The following is a 19,205-nucleotide window of genomic DNA, read 5'->3' as shown; positions in this document are numbered from 1 at the left end:
GCCGGCCATGTCACGGATCGAATTCGAGCCATGGGAACCCGAAGAAACCGTCGGGAAACTGTGGCACGCCTTTGCCAGCCGTCTGGACGCTGATCCCGTCCACGAAGGAGCCCGTGTCCCCCTGTCAGAGGTGGGCGGACGGTTGGCAGTCCTGTTCCGCGGCCTCGGCGGTGATCCTGCCGTCGAGGTGAAGGCCGCGGGCGAGGAAACCTCGCATCACCGGCTGTCGCTGATGCGGCGGCTGGGTACTTGGGCCGAAAGCGCCCCGCGGGCTAGTTTCGATGGCGCCACGCTGCGCCTGCCCGAAAGCCTTGCCGTCTTTCCGCTGCGCGAGGCGAATGCCGCGCTTTACCTTTGGCTTGCGGCCTCGGCCGCCCATGCCGCCGGAGGGGAGCTGCCCGAAGATCCGCTACAGGCCGATCTGGCGCGACTTGCCGCCGCCCGTGCCACGGTGGCGGCCACCCTGCGGGATGCGCCGGGCCTGCGCGCGCTTTACGCCGATCTCGCCCGCGCGACGCTGACCCTGCGCCGCACGCCCCATCTGCCCGGCACCGAAGCCGCGGTCGAGGCGCTGATCCGCGCGGAACTGGGCGATCCCGCCCCCCTGCCGCCGCTGGCCCAAAGGCTGTTGCTGGCACCGGATGCCGCCCGCGCGCCCCGGGGCTATCGGCCTTTCCGCCCCATCACGCTCTGGCCCGATCTGCGGGCGCAGGGGCGGTCCGAGGCGACGGCGGTCGAGGCCCGCGCCACCGAAGGCACGCCCGAAGAGGGCGAGGGCAACCGCACCCATCGCGCCCGCCGCCGGAAGGCCGATCAGGCCAACCGCAATGACAGTTTCATCCTGCATAAATTCGAAGCGATCCTCAGCTGGGCCGAATTCCTCAACCTCAACCGCCGGGTTGAAGACGACGATCAGGACGATGCCAAGAAGGCTGCTGATGACCATGATGAAATCGGTCTGGGCCAGATCAGCAAGGCGCCCGCCACGCGGCTGAAGCTGCACCTCGACCTCGCGCCCGAGGATGTGGACCGCGAGGCGCTGTCGGGCCAATCGCTCTACCCCGAATGGGATATGCGGACCGGCGCCTATCTGCCCGCCCATGCGCGGGTGCTGCATGCGCCCCTGACCGCGACCGAGGCGACACCTGCCTTCCGCAGCGATCCGGCCGCCGCCGCGCGCATCCGCGCCGTCCGCCGCCAGTTCGAGGCCCTGCGCCCCGCCCGCATCTCGACCCCCGGCCACCCCGACGGGGATGAGCTGGATACCGACCGCGCCGTGCGCGCGCAGGTCGATCTGCGGGCCTGCGGCGAAGGCACCGACCGGATCTGGCGCCAGACCTGCACGGAAAACCGCAGCCTTGCCGTGTCGATCCTGCTGGATGTGTCGCGATCAACCGAAAGCGTGATCCCCGGCCACGGCCATGGCGGGCGCAGCGTGATCGAGGTGGAGCGCGAGGCGCTGGCCGCGCTGTCCTGGGGGCTTCAGGCCTGCGGCGATGATTTCGCCATCCATGCCTTCTCCTCGCTCAAGCGACAGCGTGTTTTCGTGCAATGCGCCAAGACCTTTGCCGAACCCATGTCGGATGAAGTTGAGGGCCGCATCGCCGCCCTGCGCCCCGGCCATTACACGCGTCTCGGTGCCGCGATCCGCCATGTTTCGGCCGATCTGGCAACGCAGGCGCGGCAGCGGCGGCTGCTGATCGTGCTGACGGATGGCAAGCCGAATGACCTCGATCACTATGAGGGCCGCCACGGGATCGAGGACAGCCGAATGGCCGTGCGCGAGGCCCGCCGTGCAGGCCAGGCGGTCTTTGGCATCACCGTGGACCGCGAGGCGAAAAGCTGGTTCCCGCGCATCTTCGGGCAGGGTGGCTTTGCCCTGATCCCGCAGGCGGAAAAGCTGACCGTGGCCCTGCCGGCGATCTATCGCCATCTGGTGCAGGGATGACCGTCGCCGCCCGCCCCCAGCCCGACACCCTGCCGGGTGAGCTGTTAATGTGGGTGCTGATCCTGTCAGAGCTGCTGGTCTTTGGCGCGGGCTTTGCGGTTCTGCTTGGCCTGCGGCTGACCGATCCCCCGGGCTTTGCCGCGGCGCAGGTGCGGCTGGATCAGCCGGTTGCGGCGGCAAATACGGCGCTGCTGATCACCTCGGGCTGGTTGGCGGCGCGGGGGCTTGCCGCGGCACGGTCAGGGGCGGCCGCGCGCTGCCGGATCAGCCTTCTGGCCGCGGCTTTGCTGGGCTGCGGGTTCCTGATCCTGAAGGCGCATGATTACGCGGCGCTGGCCGATCAGGGGATCGGCATGGAAAGCCATCCCTTCTTCACCTTCTTTTTCCTCCTGACCGGCTTTCATGCGGCGCATGTGGCGGCGGGGATCTTGCTGCTGATCGGGGTCGCGTGGTCCGCCCAGCCTGCGGGGGTCGAGGTTGCGACCGCCTTCTGGCATATGGTCGATCTGATCTGGGTGCTGCTTTTGCCGGTGGTCTATCTGCTATGACGCGCATCACGCAGGTCTGGATCGGGCTTCTTTTGCTGACCGGGGCCACGGTCCTGCTCGCAGAACTCGCGCCGCCGCGGGCGGTGCTGGTGCCCGGCGCGCTGATCCTTGCCTATGGCAAGGCGCGACTGATTTTAGGTGAGTATCTGGAACTGCGGCAGGCGCCGGGCTGGTTTCTGGGCGCCCGGCGCGGGCTTGCGGGGGTGATGGTGCTGTTTGCCGTGCTGGCGCTGGCCGGTTAGCCGCGCGACCAGGCCAGCGCAGGGTCTTCCTCGGCAAAGTCACGCAGCTGGGCAATATTGGCGATGACCGCCACGTTCTGCCGGATCGTCACGCCCTGTTCGCGCAGCTTGGCGAAGGCGCGGCTCAGGCTTTCGGGTTTCATGCCAAGGCGCCCCGCGATCAGCACCTTGTCATAGGGCAGCAACACCTCGCAGGCGCCCTGTTCGCATTCGGCCAGTTCCAGCAGGAATTCCGCCACCCGTTGCGCGCCGCTTTGCGCCTTCAGTGCCTCGACCTGCGCGACAAGCCCCTGTAAATGCACAAAGGTCGAGGAGAGCATGGAAATCGCAATCTCGGGGCTTTCGCGGATCTGGCGCATGAAGGTATCGGCATCGATGCGGATCAGGGTGCAATCCGTTACCGCCTCGGCTGCGACGGGATAGGCGGCGTGGCGCAGGGCCACGGCTTCGCCAAAGCTGCGACCGCGGGTAAAGACCCCCACCACCGCCTCAGCGCCGCTGGGTGCGATGCGGTAAAGCTTCACCCAGCCATCGACCACGATATAGATCGCTTCGGCCCGTTCCCCTTGCAGAAAGATCGTGGCGCCGCGGTCGAACTGACGCAGCCGCGCCGTGGCCAGCACAGCACGCACCACATCATCGGGGGCATCGGCCAGCAGCATCGAATTGCGGGCAAGGTCGAGATGCTGGGGTTTCATGGCCGGGCTCCGCGCTGAAGATCATTCAGCGGGGTATCACCTCAAGCGGGCGCGAGCGCATTGATTTATATCAATTCTGCGTGACGGCCCAATCCACTCCCGGCCGCCCCGCCAGAAAGCCGTTGGCCCAATCCATCCCCGCCAGATCGGGCGGCGCGGTGGACCCACCCTTCAGCGCGCGGTCATAATGCGCGCAGATCGCCGGGAAATCGCTGATCTGCGGCGAGATGCGCAGGGATGACACCCCCGCCGCGCGCAGATCGGCCAGTTGGGGCAGGGCGGTCTGGGTGTGATGGCCCAGGGTCTGCACCCCGTTCACCCGCAGGAAGGGCTGGCCTTCCATCGTTTCGACCTCACGCCCGTCGGGATCATCGCCGCAGACAAACTGACAGGAATCCTTGGCCCGCCCATGCAGGCGCGCGTGATAGCAGCGCCCTGAAATCGCCAGCGGCGCGCGGCCATGGCCCCAGACTTCGATCGCGACGCCCAGGCCCTGCCCGGTTTCCGCCAGCACCCGGACCGAGGTCAGCGGCAGCTCGGGCGGCAGGCAGACCCGGGTCGCGCCCCGCGCCGCCAGCCAGCGCAAGGTGCCTTCGTTATAGACATTCACCATCGGCCCGACCCAGAAAGGGGTGCCTTCCTCTAGATGGATCAGTGCGGAAAGATCATTGATTTCAACAGGAAGGCCCACGCGCACCAGATCGGCGGCAAGTTTGCGTTCCCGCCGCAGGGTGATGAGGGCAAGGGAAGACAGCGCCACCTCTTTGTCCGCGCCCAAGAGTGTGTCCACCGCAACCGGGATTTCATCCTGCCAGAAGGGCAGGCGTTTCGAACAGACCCATTCCCCGATCACCACGCGCGCAACAGGGGCGTCCGCCAAAGCGGCATAGAAGGCGCGCACCGTTTCGGCCGGCCAGAAGAACGCATTGGGGCCAACTGTCAAATCCATGGTCATCTCCAGGTCTTGGCATAGGCGCCGGTGGTGGCAGCCTGACCTTCGGCCAGACGCGCCAGCGCGGCAGCGGGCGGTGGCGTGTCCGATCCGATGGCGGCCACGACGGCACGGAAGGCGCGCACCACTTCGGCCACATAGGCACGGGATCGTTGTCGCCCCTCGATCTTCAGGGCCGTCACCCCGGCCCGCGCCAGGGCGGGTACAAGGCGTGAGGCATCAAGGCTGACCGGGTCTTCAAAGATATGCCCGGTTTCTCCGCGCGAGGTGAAACAGCCCTTGCAGAGCGTCGGATAGGGCATGGTCGCCCCCTGCGGCCGCTGGTGGATCAGATAGCCCCCCAGCCGCGCGGATTGCTGCCCCCCGGCACTGTCATAGGCGACATGGCTGGCGGGGGAACAGACGCCGTTCATATTGGGTGACTGCCCGGTCGCATAGGACGACAGCGAACAGCGCCCCTCAGCCATGACGCACAGGCCGCCAAAGACGAAGGCCTCAGTCTCGACGCTGATTTCCGGGGTGATGGCGGCGATTTCCTCCACCGACAGCACGCGCGGCAGCACCACGCGGCGCACCCCGAATTCGCGCGCATAAAGGTTGATCGCATCGGCATTGGCCGCGGCGGCCTGTACCGACAGATGCAGCCGCTGGTCTGGGTGGCGGTCTGCGGCATGGGCGAGGAGCCCCGGATCGGCCAGGATGATGGCATCGGCGCCAAAGCGCGCGGCATCGGCAATGGCGCGGTGCCACATCGGCTCGGCCCCCGCGCGGGGAAAGGTATTGATCGCGACCAGCACCTTTTTGCCGCGCGCATGGGCCAGATCGATGGCGGCGGCAAGTTCCGGTCGGCTGAAGTTCAGGCCGGGAAAGTTGCGCGCATTGGTTTCATCGGCAAAGCCGCAATAGACGGCATCGGCCCCGGCCTCGAGCGCGGCGCGCAGGGCGGCAGGGGTTCCGGCGGGGCAGACAAGTTCCATCATCGGTCCTCGGGTTGGCGGTGCAGGGAAACCCCGGCCAGCGCACCCGCGCGCCGCAGGCCCCATCGCATCAGCCGCGCGGCAGCATCGCCCGCGGCGAGGGTTGCTATGATTTCCTCGGTCAGATCCAGTTCGGCATCATCCAGCGCATTGCGCAGGGCCAGCACCGCCGAGGTATCGCCGCTGATGGTCAGACGGCCGGAAAAGAACAGCGTGTCCCCGTCTTCCAACCCGTGCAGCATCGACAGGAAATCTGCCATCGGGCCGGTGATGCAGGCATCGTGGGGCGGCACATGGCTGCGGTCATGCGCGGTCAACCGTCGGGCGGCAGGTTCCATCAGGAACAGGACCGGCCCTTCCTGGGCATCAATCAGGATGCGGGCCCCGGCATGGGGACCGAGCCGCGTGAGGATCGCAGGATGCCGCGCCGCCACCCGCCGCATCAGGCGGCCAAGCAGGAAGGTCAGCGGAAAAAGAGGCGGTGCGGGTAGGTTCCGCACCGCTTGAGGGAAGGTTAGAGGCATGTGTTCCTCCGGGACGCAAACAAGGGATAGCGTGACTCGGCGCATCGCAACTTGATAAATATCAAGTAACGAAAATTTCCTGACTGATAGCGATAAGGGCATGTCAGATGCCTTTCGCTCCCTTCCCGTCTTCCCCGACCTGCGCGCCTTCCTGAGCTGGACCGCCGCGGAAAAGAATCTTGCCGTGCTGCCCGATCGGGTGGACCTGCGCCATGAAATGACCGCCTTTCAGCAGGCGGCGCTACGGGCAGGCGGGCCAGTGCTGCGCTTCAACTGCGCGCATCTGGACGGGCAGCCTGCGACCATGCCGGTGATCGGCAATCTGTTCGGAACTGAAGCGCGGGTTGCGGCCGGTCTGGGTGTGCGCCCCGAAGGGATTGCCGATCTGGGTGCCTTTCTGGCAGCCCTGCGAACCCCGGCGCCCGTTGATGGCTGGCGCGATGCGCTGTCGCGCTGGCCCGTGCTGCGCGCGGCGCTGCAAAGCCGCCCGGCGTTGGTGAAACACGCGCCCGCGCAGCAGGAAACCGCGCCGACCGATCTGACTCGGCTGCCGGTGCAGATCCCCTGGCCCGGCGATGCGGGGCCGCTGATCACCTGGCCCGTGGTCATCACCCGCCCTCATGGCAGCGAGGCCAGGGACACCGCGCGCTACAACCTTGGGGTCTACCGCGCGCAGGTCATCGGGCCGGATCGGATGATCCTGCGCTGGCTGTCACAGCGGGGCGGGGCGGCCCATGCCCGCAGTTGGGCCGCCGCGGCTGAGCCGATGCCCGTTGTGGTCGCACTGGGGGCGGACCCGGCACTCTTGCTTTCAGCCGCGTTGCCCTTGCCGGAAACGGTGTCCGAGCTTGCCTTTTCCGGCGTGCTGCGCGGTGCCCGCCCGCAGATCACGCCCGCGCAGACCGTGCCGATGCTGGCCCCCGCCACAGCCGAGATCCTGATCGAAGGCTTTGTTCACCCAGGTGACACCGCGATGGAAGGCCCCTTTGGCGACCATACCGGCTATAATAACCCCGCCGAGGCCTATCCCGTCCTGCAGGTCACGCGCATCACCCATCGGCGCGATCCGCTTTACCTGACCACCGTCACGGGCCGCCCGCCGGATGAGCCTTCGGTGATCGGCGGCGTCTTCAACCAGCTTGCCCTGCCCAGCATGCGTGCCCAGATCCCCGAGCTGCGCGACCTCTGGCTGCCGCCTGCGGCCTGTTCCTATCGCATGGCGGTGGTGCAGATCGCCAAGCGCTATCCAGGGCAGGCGCGGCGGGTGATGATGGCACTTTGGGGGATGCTGGCGCAGTTCAGCTATACCAAGATGATCGTGGTGGTGGATGAGGATATCAATCCCCGCAACTGGGATGACATCGCCTGGGCACTGTCGACGCGGTTCGACCCGGCGCGCGATACGCTGCTGATGGATGGCACACCCATGGACCACCTGGATTTTTCCGCCCCGCGCATGGGGCTTGCCGGGAAGATCGGGCTGGATGCGACGACCAAGATCGGGGCCGAGACCGGCCGGGGCTGGGCCGAGATCATCCGCCCGGACCCCGCCCATGCGGCCCGTGCCGAAGCGGTGTTGCGCGCCGCGGGATGGGGGGCATGATGCGGGTGGTTCTGGGCGTATCGGGGGCCTCTGGCGCGATGCTCGCGCTTGCCGCCGCGCGACATCTGCGGCGGTTGGGGGCCGAGCTGCATCTGGTCCTGTCGCCGATGGCGCGCCGCACGCTGGAGCTTGAACTTGGCCCCGACGCCGCGCCCGAGCTGATCGGGTTGGCCCATCGCCTGCATGATCCGCAGGATCTGGGGGCGCAGATCGCCTCGGGGTCTTTCGCGGTGGCGGGCATGATTGTGGCCCCCTGTTCGATGCGGAGCCTTGCCGCCATCGCGCACGGGCTGGATGATAATCTGCTGACCCGCGCTGCGGGTGTGCAGCTGAAGGAACGCAGGCCGCTGATCCTGCTGGCGCGCGAGGCGCCGCTAACCCTTGCCCATCTGCGGAACATGACCGCCGCCACCGAATGCGGCGCCATCATCCTGCCGCCGGTGCCTGCCTTTTACCTCTGCCCTGCCACCCTAGCCGAGGCCGCAGACCAGATCGCCGCCCGTGCCGTCGATCTGCTGCGCCTTGCCCCGGCGCAGGCCACTCCCTGGACCCCACCGAAAGGACAAGACCATGGCCCATGATCCCGCCAAATCGCCTCTGGCTTTGATTGACCATATCCTTCAACGCTATCACGCCGAACATCGCGCCGATCTGGCGGCGCTTCTGCCGCTCGCCCGCAAGGTGGAAACCGTGCATGGCGATCAGGATGAGGCCCCCCTTGGCGTGACCGATCTGCTGACCGCGCTGGCCACCGATCTGGAACAGCATATGGCGAAAGAGGAACAGGTGCTGTTTCCGCTGATGCGCCAGGGCGGGCATCCGATGATCGCCCAGCCCATCGCGGTGATGCGTCAGGACCATGCCGAGGCCGAGGCGCTGACCGAAAAGCTGCGCCTGTTGACCCGTGATTTCACCCCGCCCGCCGGGGCCTGCGGATCGTGGCGCGGGCTTTATGCAGGGATCGAAAAGCTCGTCTCCGACCTCAAGGAACATATGATTCTGGAAAACGATGTGCTTTTCCCGGCCTTCGCCCCGGTCGCATGACCGATCTGTGGCAGGCACCCTTCCGGCCGTTCTTCCTTCTCGCAGGGATCGCTGCGGTGGCCGGGGCGCTGCCTTGGGCGTTTCCGGGTGCTACGGATGATCCGGTCGGCCTGCATGCCCGTGCGTTTCTGCAGGTCTGGGTCGGGTTTGCCGCGGCTGGATATCTGCTGACTGCGGCACCGCATTGGACCGGGCGCCCGCCTTTGTGTGGCGCCCGGTTGCCGTTGCTTGCCTTCCTGGGAGGTGCCGCCGGTGTTGCGGCCTTTGCGCTGCCCGACGGGGCGGCGCGTTTCGTGCATCTGGTCTTTTGTGCGGGGCTTGGACTGGCCTTGCGGGGGCCGATGGCGGCGGGGCGGCGCGTGATCGCTCTTGCCCCCTGGGGGCTTGGGGCGCTGCCCTTTCTGCTGGATCCCGCCGGGCAGGTCTTGGTGGTCACGGCGCTGATTGCGTTGATTGGTGGCGCCGCGGTGCCTGGGTTTTTGTTTGCCGCCGGGGGGCGCGTCTCCCGGTCGCGGATCTGGAACCTTGTCCCGCCTGCGGGCATTCTGACCGCCGTGGCACTGCGGGGGACCGCCTTGCCGATTGCGGCGGCGCTGCTGGTGACGGTCGGGGGCGTGCAAGTGCTGCGCCTTGCATTCTGGCTGCCCCTGCAACACTGGGATCGCCCGGCACTGACCATGCTGCGTCTCGGCTGGCTGTGGCACGGAGGAGGGCTGGTGCTGGTGGGCCTTTCGCTGGTCGATCTCGGATTGGCACCGTCGGTTGCGATCCATGCGCTGTCGGTGGGGGGCATGGGGACCATGGTGCTGGCATTGGCGGGCCGTGCCGCGATGGCGCGGACGCCCCTGGGCCTCCGGCCGCGCGGGATGCTGCGGTCGGCTGTCGGGCTGATCTGCCTTGCGGCCCTGTTGCGGTTGATGGCGATGCCGCTGGCTGCCAGCTGGGTCTGGGGCGGTGGCTGGATCGCGTTTCTGGTGGCCTTGCGCCCCGCGCTGACCGGGGCGCCGCCGCATCCCGTCCTGAGCGCGCGGCGCCCGCCTCATTCGGCATAGTTGATTTCGATTTCGATCCTGCGGTTCTGTGCACGGCCTTCGGCGGTCTCATTATCGGCCACCGGAGCGAATTCACCCTTGCTGATTGCCGAAACCTTGGACGGGTCCACGGTTCCGCTTGCAATCAGTTCACGCATGACACTGGACGCCCGCGCCGCCGCCAGTGCCACGTTGTCCTCATAGCGACCACCCGAGATCGGCACATTGTCGGTATGTCCCGTGATCGTGATGGTCCGGCCGGGAAATTCGGTCATCTCTGCGATTTCTGCCATGATCGCGCGCGCCTCTTCTGTCAGATCGGCCGATCCCGAGGCAAAAGAGCCGCCCGCCCCCACGGTGAGGAAGATTTTGCCGTCGCGCTGTTCGACCTTGACCAACCCCTCACCGATTTCCGGCTGCAGGCGGTGCTGAAGCTTCAGGCTGTCCACCTCGGCGCGCACGGCCATGGCGCGACCCGCGCCATCCCCCCCCGCGTCCACCCCGGCGGTCGATCCGGATTGGCCCCGCGTGGCCTTACCGCCATCGCCATCAACCGGCTGATCATTGCCGGCCATCTGTGTCTTTTGGCCCTTGTCTTCGCCCTGACCTGCGGTTTCGGGATTGGTGGCCTGATGGGGGGCCGTTTCAGGCTCTGGCAGCGGCTCGGGTTCCGCTTTGGTCCGGGCAGCTTTGGCAAGGGCTTGGGCGAGGGCGTCGGCGGCCTCTGGCCCCGCCGCCTTGGGCAGGTTGACGACGACCCGGTTCTCGCCGGACTGGACCTCGATCTTGCCGTTTTCCAGCGCAGCGCCGAGCGCCTTCGCCACGGCCTCGGCGGTGGTCTGGCCATCCGCCTTCCCGCTCTCCTCCTCGGGGGTGGAGCCGGGTTCCGTGCCCTCTTCGGTTGTCGGGCTGGGTTGCAGGTCGATGACCGACTCGCCCGATGATCCCGGTACCACCTGCACACCAAAGCGCTCGCGCATTGCCCCCGCCATTTTCTGGAACGAAGGTTCGTCGAACTGGGCGAAGCCAAGGATCAGCACGAAGAACGCCATCAGGTTTGTGGCGATATCCGCGAAGGTCGCAAGCCAGGCCGGCGCCCCCACGGGGGGGCATTTCGGGCATTCGTGATCGTCGTCGTCATCGTCAGGGACGGGGGGCTGAAAGGGAACGACTTTTGCCTTTGCCATGTGGACATCCCCCCTTACGCGGCCTTGCGTTTCTGCTGTTCCTTCATTTCAAGCGCGCAGATCAGCTGATCCTCGATCGCGCGGGGGGATTCCCCGCGCGCAATGCCGCGCAGGCCTTCGATCACCAGTTCGCGCCAGGTGACCTCGTCGCTGGAAAAGCCCTCAAGCTTGTTCAGGATCGGGCCGAAAATGACATTGGCGATCAGCGCCCCGTAAAGCGTGGTCAAAAGCGCCACGGCCATCGCCGGGCCGATGGATTTCGGATCGGACATGTTCCCCAACATCAGCACAAGGCCGATCAGCGTGCCGACCATACCCATGGCGGGGCCGATGTCGATCCAGGCCTTGATTGCCCCCTGATAGGCCTCATGCCGGGCCTTCAGCGCCTTGATTTCATATTTCAGCTGCTTGACCATCTTTTGCTCGTCAACGCCATCAACCAGCAGCTGCAGCCCCTTTTCCAGAAACGGGTCCGAGGTCGCCTTGCCTTCCAGCGCCATGATCCCGTCCTTGCGGGCGATGTTCGACAGCTCCACCATCAGGTCGATCAGCGCGGCCGTGTCGAAGGTATCGGGACGAAAGGCTTTCATCATGGCCCGGAAGTGCCCGATAAAAACCGGCATCGGCTTCATGGCCATCACGACGAACAGGGTTCCGCCGAACACGATGATGACCGAGGGCACATCGACAAACGGCATCACACCGCCGGCATAGACCATCGACCCGATGATCATCAGGACCGCACCTGCCAGACCGATCAGTGTTGCAATATCCATTCCGACCCCCTCAACGCGCAGATTTCTCGCGCAGCGGGATCTGCAAAAGCCATGCCGAAACGCTGGGCGACGGCAGGTTTTCATGAACCTGCCGGGCAGTTCGGCGTTATGCTGGGCGGGCCCGGCAAGCTGCCGCGCACATCAGGAAAGGGACTGTCATGGAACAACGCTCGGCCTATGATCCAGCACAAGAGGCCCGCCTGCTGGCCCATCGCGCCCTTCTGGCAGAGATCATCCGTCTGTCGGCACCCGATCTGCGCGCGGCCCTGCTGGGCTGGCTGGAGGATCGCTCTATTCCGCGCGACGGTCAGGAAGACCCCGGCGCCGTGCCCTCGGAGGTGCTGGTCAGTGCCTTGGCCACGGCGGATGAATATCGGCGCCTGCGCGACCGCATCACCGAGCGCCTATCGGCCATGGGCTGATCAGGGCGGTCAGCTCGAAGGGTCGAGTAGCCAGTTCTGTTCGACCACCGCCTCCATCGAGACATAGCTGCTTGTCGCGTGGATAAACGGCAGGGCCGAAATCCTTTCGGCCATGATCTGGCGGAAATGGACCATGTCGCGCGACCGCACTTTCAGCAGGTAGTCAAACCCCCCGGCAATCATGTAGCATTCCTCAACTTCATGGATCAGCCGGACCCCGGCGTTGAAGCGGTCCAGCGCCGACTGGCGGGTATCGCTCATCTTCACCTCGACATAGGTGACATGGGTGAGGCCCAGTTTCAGCGGCGACAGGATCGCGCGATAGCCGGTGATGAGGCCGATCTCCTCCATCTGGCGGACCCTTTGGGCCACCGGCGTCTTGGACAGGCCCACACGTTCGGCAAGCTCGCTCATGGGGATGCGGGCATTGGCGACCAGCTCGGCCAGGATCTTGCGGTTGATCGGATCGTCAGGATTGACCATCTGTAAAGTTTTCGCCCCGGAAATAGTCGTTTCGCCTACGATAATGCCCCCGATTGGTCGCATCGTCCATCGGCAATCGGCTATTCAGGGTCACCCGCAGGAGGTTCCCATGGCTGCCCACGATCTGACCGCATTCGACCTGAACGCCAAATTCCAATCCGAGTCCGCGCTGCTGGAGCGTCTGGTCGCCGAGGCCGCGCTGAGCGACGAGCTGCGCGCCCGGATTTCGGCCAAGGGTGCCGATCTGGTGCGCCGCATCCGCGGCGAGGCCAAGCCCACGCTGATGGAACATTTCCTGTCGGAATACGGTCTTTCGACCCGTGAGGGCGTGGCCCTGATGTGTCTGGCTGAAGCCATGCTGCGCGTGCCCGACAAGCTGACCATCGATGCGCTGATCGAAGACAAGATCGCGCCCTCTGACTGGGGCAAGCACCTTGGCGAGGCGTCGTCGAGCCTTGTGAACGCCTCGACCTGGGCGCTGATGCTGACGGGCAAGGTGCTGGACGCCGACCAACCCGGCATCGCCGGCACGCTGCGCGGTCTGGTCAAGCGTCTGGGTGAGCCGGTGATCCGCACCGCCGTGGGCCGCGCGATGAAAGAGATGGGCCGCCAGTTCGTGCTGGGCCAGACAATCGACGCCGCCCTTGACCGCGCGCAAAAGCGCGAGGCACAGGGCTTCACCTACAGCTATGACATGCTTGGCGAGGCGGCGATGACCACCGCCGACGCGGCGCGCTATGCCCGCGAATATGCCAATGCGATCAGCGCGATTGCCCGCGCCTGCACCAAGGGTTCGGTCGAAACCAACCCCGGGATTTCGATCAAGCTTTCGGCGCTGCACCCCCGCTACGAAGTTGCGCAAGAGGCCCGCGTCATGGCCGAGCTGGTGCCGGTCGTGCTGAAGCTTGCCCAGGCCGCCAAGGCCGCGGGCATGGGCATGAACATCGACGCCGAGGAGCAGGACCGTCTGGTCCTGTCGATGAAGGTGATCGAGGCAGTTCTGGCCGACCCGTCGCTGGCGGGTTGGGACGGGTTCGGCATCGTCGTGCAGGCCTATGGCAAGCGCGCGGGCGGCATCATCGACTGGCTTTATGCAACCGCCAAGCGGCTGGATCGCAAGATCATGGTCCGTCTGGTGAAGGGCGCCTATTGGGACAGCGAAATCAAGCGCGCGCAGGTCGAAAGCCTGCCGGGCTTCCCGCTCTTCACCACCAAGACCGCCACGGACGTGAGCTATATCGCCAATGCGAAAAAGCTCATCGGGTATGCCGACCGGATCTATCCGCAATTTGCCACCCACAACGCTCAGACCGTGGCGGCCATTCTGGAAATGGCGGGCGGCATTGCCTTTGAATTCCAGCGCCTGCACGGCATGGGCGAACGCCTGCATGACATCGCCCTGGCGGAAACCAAGGGCCGCTGCCGCATTTATGCACCCGTCGGTGCGCACCGCGACCTGCTGGCCTATCTGGTGCGTCGTCTGCTGGAAAACGGCGCGAATTCGTCCTTCGTGCATCAGATCGTCGATGAATCGATCTCGCCCGAGGATGTGGCCCGCGACCCCTTCACCGCGCTGGCCACGGCCAAGGCTCCGGCCTCGCTGGTGGCCCCGGCCGATCTGTTCGGCGCGGGTCGTCGCAACTCGGTCGGCTTTGACCTGAGCGATGAGGGCACGCTGGCCCGGATCGAAGCGGCGCGCACTTCGGCCCATGTCGTGGCCGAGGCTCTGACCGTGCGCCCCGCCACCGGCGAGATGCAGCCGATCACCAACCCCGCCACGGGCGAAAAGATCGGTGAGGTGATCCACGTCGACGCCGCCACCGTGACGCGCGCCATCGAAGACGCACATGTCTGGGATGCCCCCCCGGCCGAACGGGCCGCCGTGCTGCGCCGCGCCGCGGATCTTTACGAAGAGAACTTCGGCGCGATCTTTGCAACCCTTGCGCGCGAAGCCGGGAAATCCCTGCCCGACGCTGTGGGCGAACTGCGTGAAGCCGTTGATTTCCTACGCTATTACGCGACCGAGGGCGAATTCGCCAGCGGCGCCCCCCGCGGCATCTTTGGCGCGATCAGCCCTTGGAACTTCCCGCTGGCCATCTTCTCGGGCCAGATCGCGGCGGCACTGATGGCGGGGAATGCCGTCATCGCCAAGCCGGCGGAACCGACGCCCATGATCGCCACCATCGGCGTGCGCCTGCTGCATGAGGCCGGCGTGCCGAAGTCGGCGCTGCAGCTGCTGCCCGGTCGTGGGTCGGTCGTGGGGACGGCGCTGGCCTCGGACGCGCGGATTGCGGGCATGGTCTTTACCGGCTCGACCGCGACGGCCCAGACCATCGCGCGCAACATGGCGACGAACCTCGCCCCCGGCACGCCGCTGATTGCGGAAACCGGCGGTCTGAACGCGATGATCGTCGATTCCACCGCCCTGCCGGAACAGGCGGTGCGCGATATCGTGGCCTCGTCCTTCCGGTCGGCGGGTCAGCGCTGCTCGGCGCTGCGCTGCCTCTATGTGCAGGAAGACATCGCCCCCCATGTGATCGAGATGATCAAGGGCGCGATGAATGAGCTGGTGGTGGGCGATCCGTGGTTCCTGACCACCGACGTCGGCCCGGTGATCGACACCCGCGCCCAGACCGGGATCGCGGATTACATCGCCCAGAACCGCAGCCGCATCCTGCATCAGCTGGCCGTGCCCGCGCAGGGCACCTTCATTCCGCCCACCATGCTGAAGGTGAACGGGATCGAGGATCTGGACCGCGAAATTTTTGGCCCGGTGCTGCATGTCGCGACCTTCCGCGGCGAAGATCTGGGCCGCGTGGTCGAGGCGATCAACGCCAAAGGCTTTGGCCTGACCTTCGGTCTGCACACCCGGATCGATGCCCGCGTGCAGGAAGTGTCCGAGGCGATCCATGTCGGCAATATCTATGTGAACCGCAACCAGATCGGCGCGGTCGTGGGCAGCCAGCCCTTCGGCGGCGAAGGGCTGTCGGGCACGGGTCCGAAGGCGGGTGGTCCGAACTACCTGACGCGCTTCTTCAAACCGGCGGCGGCACCTGCGGCCAACGGGCTTTGGGCGGCGAAGGCTGATCTGGCGGCGATTGCGGCCGAGGCTGCGGCCAAACCCTCGACCCGGATCAGCGAACGCCACATGCCCGGCCCGACGGGCGAGCTGAACCGCCTGTCGCTCTTCTCGCGTCCGCCGGTCCTGTGCTTGGGCCCCGGTGCCGCGCTGGCCGAGGCGCAGGCCAAGGCCGTTACGGCACTTGGCGGGCAGGCCGTGGTGGTCGGGGGCGAGGTTTCGCCGCAGGCGCTGACCGGTCTGGCCGGGATTTCCGCCGCGCTGTGGTGGGGCGATGCCGAGGCTGCGCGCGCCTATGCCCAGGCCCTTGCGGCGCGCGAGGGCGAGATTGTCCAGCTGATCACCGCCCAGCCCGACGTGGCCCATGTGGCGCATGAACGCCACCTCTGCGTGGATACGACTGCAGCGGGCGGCAACGCGGCCCTGCTGGCCGGGTGATCCAAAACCGAAGGCCCCCCGGTTTCGGGGGGCCTTTTGCTTAGGGGCGCTCACTGCCGGGCAGGTGGCTGTGCAGCGAAGTGCAGGCCTGCATGATATGGTCGTAAACCAGTTGCGCCGCCGCCTCGGCATCGCGGCGCTGACAGGCGGCCAGGATCGCCTGATGTTCCCGGTCGGCCAGCGCGTGCCCGCCCGAGACCGTCAGTTGCACCCGCAAATACCGCTCGACCCGGTCATTGACCGACCGGATCATCCGCAGCAGGTAGGGGCGGCCCGCGTCGGCATAAAGACTGGAATGAAACGTCCAGTTCAATGCGGCCCATTTCGACACGTCGGTTTCCTGCCCGAAAGCCGTACAGGCCGCCGCTGCGCGGGCTAGGCTTGCCTCGGTCAAAAGCGGCACGGCCCGCCGCAGGGCATTGGATTCCAGAATGGCGCGGACCTCGAAAATCTCGGCAATCTCGGGCCCGGTTAGGCTTGCCACCACCACGCCCTTGTTGCGCTGAAAGGTCACGAAACCTTCGGCTTCAAGCTGTTTCAGCGCCTCGCGCACGGGGATCTTGCTGACATTGAACTGTTTGGCCACGTCGTCCTGTCGGATCGGTGCGCCTTCATCCAGCGCCCCCGACATGATCGCCGCGCGAATATGCCGGGCAATCACATCCGAAGCGGTGGGCGCGGCCCCCAGATCAGGGGCGTCCGTGAAGGCAAGGGACATGGCGCCTCTCCTCGTGCTGGCGATCCAGGCCGCGGGCATAGCCGAGCGCCCCTGTGAAATCAAATCGCGGGTTGATCTTGATAATATATCGTATACGATAGACGATAACGCAGCTAATTGCAAACGAGGCCAAGATGCGCAGCACGAAGGTGATTCATGTGGTGTCCTGCCACGCCGAGGGCGAGGTGGGCGATGTCATCGTGGGCGGCGTCGCCCCGCCCCCCGGCGCCACGATCTGGGATCAGCGCAGCTGGATCGCCCAGGATCAGACGCTGCGGAACTTTGTGCTGAACGAACCCCGCGGCGGCGTCTTTCGCCATGTGAACCTGCTGGTGCCGCCAAAGCACCCCGAGGCGCAGGCCGCTTGGATCATCATGGAGCCCGAGGACACCCCGCCAATGTCGGGGTCGAACTCGATCTGCGTCTCGACCGTGCTGCTCGATACCGGGATCATCCCCATGCAAGAGCCGGTGACAGAAATGCTGCTGGAGGCCCCGGGGGGGTTGGTCCGCGTCCGCGCTGATTGCGCCAATGGCAAGGCCGAACGGATCACGGTGGAAAACCTGCCCTCCTTCGCGGGCAAGATGTCTGTCCCGCTTGAGGTGGAGGGTCTGGGCACCCTGACCGTGGATACCGCCTTTGGTGGTGACAGCTTTGTCGTGGTCGATGCTCCGGCGCTTGGCCTTGCGCTGGAAACCGATGAGGCGCGTGATCTGGCGGTGCTGGGCGTGCAGATCACCAATGCCGCCAACGCGCAGCTTGGCTTTCACCACCCCGACCGGCCGGATTGGCGTCACCATTCCTTCTGCCTTTTCGCGGGTGCTTGGCAGCGCGATGCGGCAGGGCTGCGCGCGAAATCGGTGGTGTCGATCCAGCCCGGCAAGCTTGACCGCTCGCCGACCGGCACGGCGGTGTCGGCGCGGATGGCATTGCTGCATGCGCGGGGCGAAATGGCGGTGGGGGACCGCTTCACCGGCGTGTCGATCATCGGATCGGAATTCCATGGCCAGATCCTTGGCACCACCACCGTGGGGGATCTGCCGGCCATCCGCCCGCAGATCAGTGGCCGCGCCTGGGTGACGGGGACGCATCAGCACATGCTTGACCCCTCGGACCCTTGGCCGGGCGGATACAAGGTAGCCGACACCTGGCCCATGCCGCGCAAGCGCTGAGGGGGGGCGGGGCTGGTCAAAGGTATATCGGGCATGTAACGTAAGATACTGCTTGCCCGTCCACCGGCCGATCTGGCCCCAAAACCTGTGCATTTTCAGATGGATGACCCGATCGCCGATCTTCTGCACCGCTGCGCGGCGCAGGATCGGGCCGCCTTCCGTGCGTTATATTCCTCCACGAGTGCGAAACTCATGGGTGTTCTCCTCCGTTTGTTGAGGGAACGGGCGGAAGCGGAGGATGCCTTGCAAGAGGTCTATACGCGCATCTGGTTGCGGGCGCATCGCTTTGATGCCGCCCGGGGCCGGGGTATGACCTGGATCATCACGGTGGCGCGCAATCTCGCCATCGACCGTCTGCGCGCACGTCCCGAAGAAACCCAGGCTGACAGTGACGATCATTTCGATGCTGTCGCCGACCCCGGTCCCCGCGCGGAATCGCGGCTGGTGGCCCTGGGCGAGGCGCGCCGCATTGCCGAATGTTTTGGCACGCTGGAACCCGACCGGGCCAAAGCCCTGCGCGGCGCCTATCTTGACGGGCTGAGCTATGCGGATCTGGCCGACCGCCACGCCGTGCCCCTGAACACGATGCGGACCTGGCTGCGGCGTGGGCTGCAGGCGCTCCGCAGCTGCATGGACGGACAGCCGACATGAGCATCGATGACACCCTCGCCGCGGAATATGTGCTGGGCACTTTGCCCCATGCTGAACGGCTGGCCTTTGCCAAACGCCTTGCGGGCGATCCGACCCTGCAGGGTCTGGTGCGCGATTGGGAAACCCGTCTGGCCGATTTGAACGCTGACTTCCCCGAGGCCGCGCCGCCGCCGGACATGCTGGACCGGATCGAGGCCCGGCTCTTCCCCGCGCCGCCGCGCGCAGGGTTTGGCCTGCGGCTCTGGCTTGGCGGGCTGGGGCTTGCCGCCGCGGTTCTGGCGGCCGCGCTGTTCCTGCCGCCGCTTTTCGCGCCGCAGGCCACTGTCGTGGCCGTGCTGGGGGCCGAAACCGATGCGCTACGCTTTGAGGCGCAATATGATGGTGCCCAGCTGCATGTGGGCCGCATCGCAGGCGCCCCGCCGCCCGCAGGCCGCAGCCATGAGCTGTGGATCATCGCGCCCGAAGCCAAGCCTGTCTCGCTCGGCCTGATCGGAGATCAGGGCCTGAGCGTGGAATATCCGGCCCTGCCAAAGGGGTGGACGCTGGCGGTCACCCTGGAACCCGAAGGTGGCGGGCCGGGCGGTGTGCCGACCGGCCCGGTGGTTGCTGCGGCCGAGATCACGCTCTGACACAAAGTGATCACGAGGCCGTGAGCCTGAAACTTGCCTGAAAAAGCCTTCGTAACTCTCAGCGACGGCGGGGATGGCCCCGC

The 19,205-nt window shown here is 66.3% G+C and carries 20 protein-coding genes; 12 read left to right on the top strand and 8 right to left on the bottom strand.

From position 1 onward, the window contains the following. Positions 1-7: 7 nt before the first annotated feature. Genes IE101_RS17295 through IE101_RS17285 form a run of 3 tightly spaced genes read left to right on the top strand, consistent with a single transcriptional unit; the run spans position 8 to position 2,738 of the window. A complete protein-coding gene (locus IE101_RS17295) occupies positions 8-1,948 on the top strand; it encodes a nitric oxide reductase activation protein NorD (protein ID WP_189635100.1) in 1,941 nt (646 codons plus the stop codon). Then, positions 1,945-2,496, top strand: coding sequence for a cytochrome c oxidase subunit 3 (locus tag IE101_RS17290; protein ID WP_229804275.1), 552 nt, complete (start codon positions 1,945-1,947; stop codon positions 2,494-2,496). The genes IE101_RS17295 and IE101_RS17290 overlap by 4 nt, the downstream gene beginning before the upstream one ends. After that, positions 2,493-2,738: a cytochrome C oxidase subunit IV family protein gene (locus IE101_RS17285; protein ID WP_189635099.1), complete on the top strand. Its 246-nt coding sequence runs from the start codon at positions 2,493-2,495 to the stop codon at positions 2,736-2,738. Before IE101_RS17290 ends, IE101_RS17285 begins: the two co-directional genes overlap by 4 nt. On the opposite strand, the gene IE101_RS17280 is transcribed toward IE101_RS17285, so the two are convergent. The 4 genes from IE101_RS17280 to ubiT all read right to left on the bottom strand — a co-directional run bounded on the left by IE101_RS17280 (position 2,735) and on the right by ubiT (position 5,889). Then, positions 2,735-3,436, bottom strand: a complete 702-nt coding sequence (locus IE101_RS17280) for a Crp/Fnr family transcriptional regulator (protein ID WP_189635098.1) — start codon at positions 3,434-3,436, stop codon at positions 2,735-2,737. The genes IE101_RS17285 and IE101_RS17280 overlap by 4 nt on opposite strands. Positions 3,437-3,506: 70 nt before the next feature. Then, positions 3,507-4,385, bottom strand: coding sequence for a ubiquinone anaerobic biosynthesis protein UbiV (gene ubiV, locus IE101_RS17275; protein WP_189635097.1), 879 nt, complete (start codon positions 4,383-4,385; stop codon positions 3,507-3,509). A gap of 2 nt (positions 4,386-4,387) precedes the next feature. Beyond that, the gene (ubiU, locus tag IE101_RS17270; protein ID WP_189635096.1) at positions 4,388-5,365 is read right to left on the bottom strand and encodes a ubiquinone anaerobic biosynthesis protein UbiU; all 978 of its coding nucleotides are present in this window, start codon (positions 5,363-5,365) and stop codon (positions 4,388-4,390) included. Beyond that, a complete protein-coding gene (gene ubiT / locus IE101_RS17265) occupies positions 5,365-5,889 on the bottom strand; it encodes a ubiquinone anaerobic biosynthesis accessory factor UbiT (protein ID WP_189635095.1) in 525 nt (174 codons plus the stop codon). Before ubiT ends, ubiU begins: the two co-directional genes overlap by 1 nt. Before the next feature lie 100 nt (positions 5,890-5,989). Between ubiT and IE101_RS17260 the strand changes: the two genes are divergently transcribed. Genes IE101_RS17260 through IE101_RS17245 form a run of 4 tightly spaced genes read left to right on the top strand, consistent with a single transcriptional unit; the run spans position 5,990 to position 9,588 of the window. Further along, the gene (locus IE101_RS17260) at positions 5,990-7,492 is read left to right on the top strand and encodes a UbiD family decarboxylase (protein ID WP_189635094.1); all 1,503 of its coding nucleotides are present in this window, start codon (positions 5,990-5,992) and stop codon (positions 7,490-7,492) included. Then, complete coding sequence (locus IE101_RS17255; protein ID WP_189635143.1) at positions 7,492-8,073, top strand: UbiX family flavin prenyltransferase; 582 nt, start codon at positions 7,492-7,494, stop codon at positions 8,071-8,073. The genes IE101_RS17260 and IE101_RS17255 overlap by 1 nt, the downstream gene beginning before the upstream one ends. Then, positions 8,063-8,536, top strand: coding sequence for a hemerythrin domain-containing protein (locus IE101_RS17250; protein WP_189635093.1), 474 nt, complete (start codon positions 8,063-8,065; stop codon positions 8,534-8,536). Before IE101_RS17255 ends, IE101_RS17250 begins: the two co-directional genes overlap by 11 nt. Next, positions 8,533-9,588 (top strand): NnrS family protein, encoded by a 1,056-nt coding sequence (locus IE101_RS17245; RefSeq protein WP_189635092.1) that lies wholly within the window; start codon positions 8,533-8,535, stop codon positions 9,586-9,588. The genes IE101_RS17250 and IE101_RS17245 overlap by 4 nt, the downstream gene beginning before the upstream one ends. Here IE101_RS17245 and IE101_RS17240 read toward each other — a convergent pair. Next, on the bottom strand, positions 9,576-10,754 hold the full coding sequence (locus tag IE101_RS17240) for an OmpA family protein (RefSeq protein WP_189635091.1): 1,179 nt from the start codon (positions 10,752-10,754) through the stop codon (positions 9,576-9,578). The two genes, IE101_RS17245 and IE101_RS17240, sit on opposite strands and share 13 nt — an antisense overlap. A 14-nt stretch (positions 10,755-10,768) precedes the next feature. Next, on the bottom strand, positions 10,769-11,530 hold the full coding sequence (locus IE101_RS17235) for a motility protein A (protein WP_189635090.1): 762 nt from the start codon (positions 11,528-11,530) through the stop codon (positions 10,769-10,771). A 158-nt stretch (positions 11,531-11,688) separates the two neighbouring features. Here IE101_RS17235 and IE101_RS17230 point away from each other — a divergent pair, with 158 nt between their 5' ends. Next, positions 11,689-11,952, top strand: a complete 264-nt coding sequence (locus IE101_RS17230) for a hypothetical protein (RefSeq protein ID WP_189635089.1) — start codon at positions 11,689-11,691, stop codon at positions 11,950-11,952. A 9-nt stretch (positions 11,953-11,961) separates the two neighbouring features. Here IE101_RS17230 and IE101_RS17225 read toward each other — a convergent pair whose 3' ends face one another. After that, positions 11,962-12,435, bottom strand: coding sequence for an Lrp/AsnC family transcriptional regulator (locus IE101_RS17225; RefSeq protein ID WP_189635088.1), 474 nt, complete (start codon positions 12,433-12,435; stop codon positions 11,962-11,964). A 109-nt stretch (positions 12,436-12,544) separates the two neighbouring features. Between IE101_RS17225 and putA the strand changes: the two genes are divergently transcribed. Then, positions 12,545-15,952, top strand: a complete 3,408-nt coding sequence (putA, locus tag IE101_RS17220) for a bifunctional proline dehydrogenase/L-glutamate gamma-semialdehyde dehydrogenase PutA (protein WP_189635087.1) — start codon at positions 12,545-12,547, stop codon at positions 15,950-15,952. A gap of 40 nt (positions 15,953-15,992) precedes the next feature. Here putA and IE101_RS17215 read toward each other — a convergent pair whose 3' ends face one another. Continuing rightward, positions 15,993-16,670, bottom strand: coding sequence for a GntR family transcriptional regulator (locus tag IE101_RS17215; protein ID WP_189635086.1), 678 nt, complete (start codon positions 16,668-16,670; stop codon positions 15,993-15,995). A 134-nt stretch (positions 16,671-16,804) separates the two neighbouring features. On the opposite strand from IE101_RS17215, the gene IE101_RS17210 reads away from it, so the two are divergent. The 3 genes from IE101_RS17210 (at position 16,805) to IE101_RS17200 (ending at position 19,122) form a co-directional block, all read left to right on the top strand. Next, positions 16,805-17,842 carry a trans-3-hydroxy-L-proline dehydratase gene (locus IE101_RS17210; RefSeq protein WP_189635085.1) on the top strand — a complete coding sequence of 346 codons (1,038 nt, stop codon included), beginning with the start codon at positions 16,805-16,807 and terminating at the stop codon, positions 17,840-17,842. Positions 17,843-17,941: 99 nt separating this feature from the next. Then, positions 17,942-18,493 carry a sigma-70 family RNA polymerase sigma factor gene (locus IE101_RS17205; protein ID WP_189635084.1) on the top strand — a complete coding sequence of 184 codons (552 nt, stop codon included), beginning with the start codon at positions 17,942-17,944 and terminating at the stop codon, positions 18,491-18,493. Beyond that, positions 18,490-19,122, top strand: a complete 633-nt coding sequence (locus tag IE101_RS17200) for an anti-sigma factor (RefSeq protein WP_189635083.1) — start codon at positions 18,490-18,492, stop codon at positions 19,120-19,122. Before IE101_RS17205 ends, IE101_RS17200 begins: the two co-directional genes overlap by 4 nt. Positions 19,123-19,205: the final 83 nt, after the last annotated feature.

The sequence above is a fragment of the Gemmobacter lanyuensis genome, from assembly GCF_014652355.1.
Lineage (GTDB): Bacteria > Pseudomonadota > Alphaproteobacteria > Rhodobacterales > Rhodobacteraceae > Gemmobacter > Gemmobacter lanyuensis.
The sequence above is the reverse complement of the archived record's forward strand: the minus strand, read 5'-3'. Positions and strand labels throughout refer to the sequence as shown.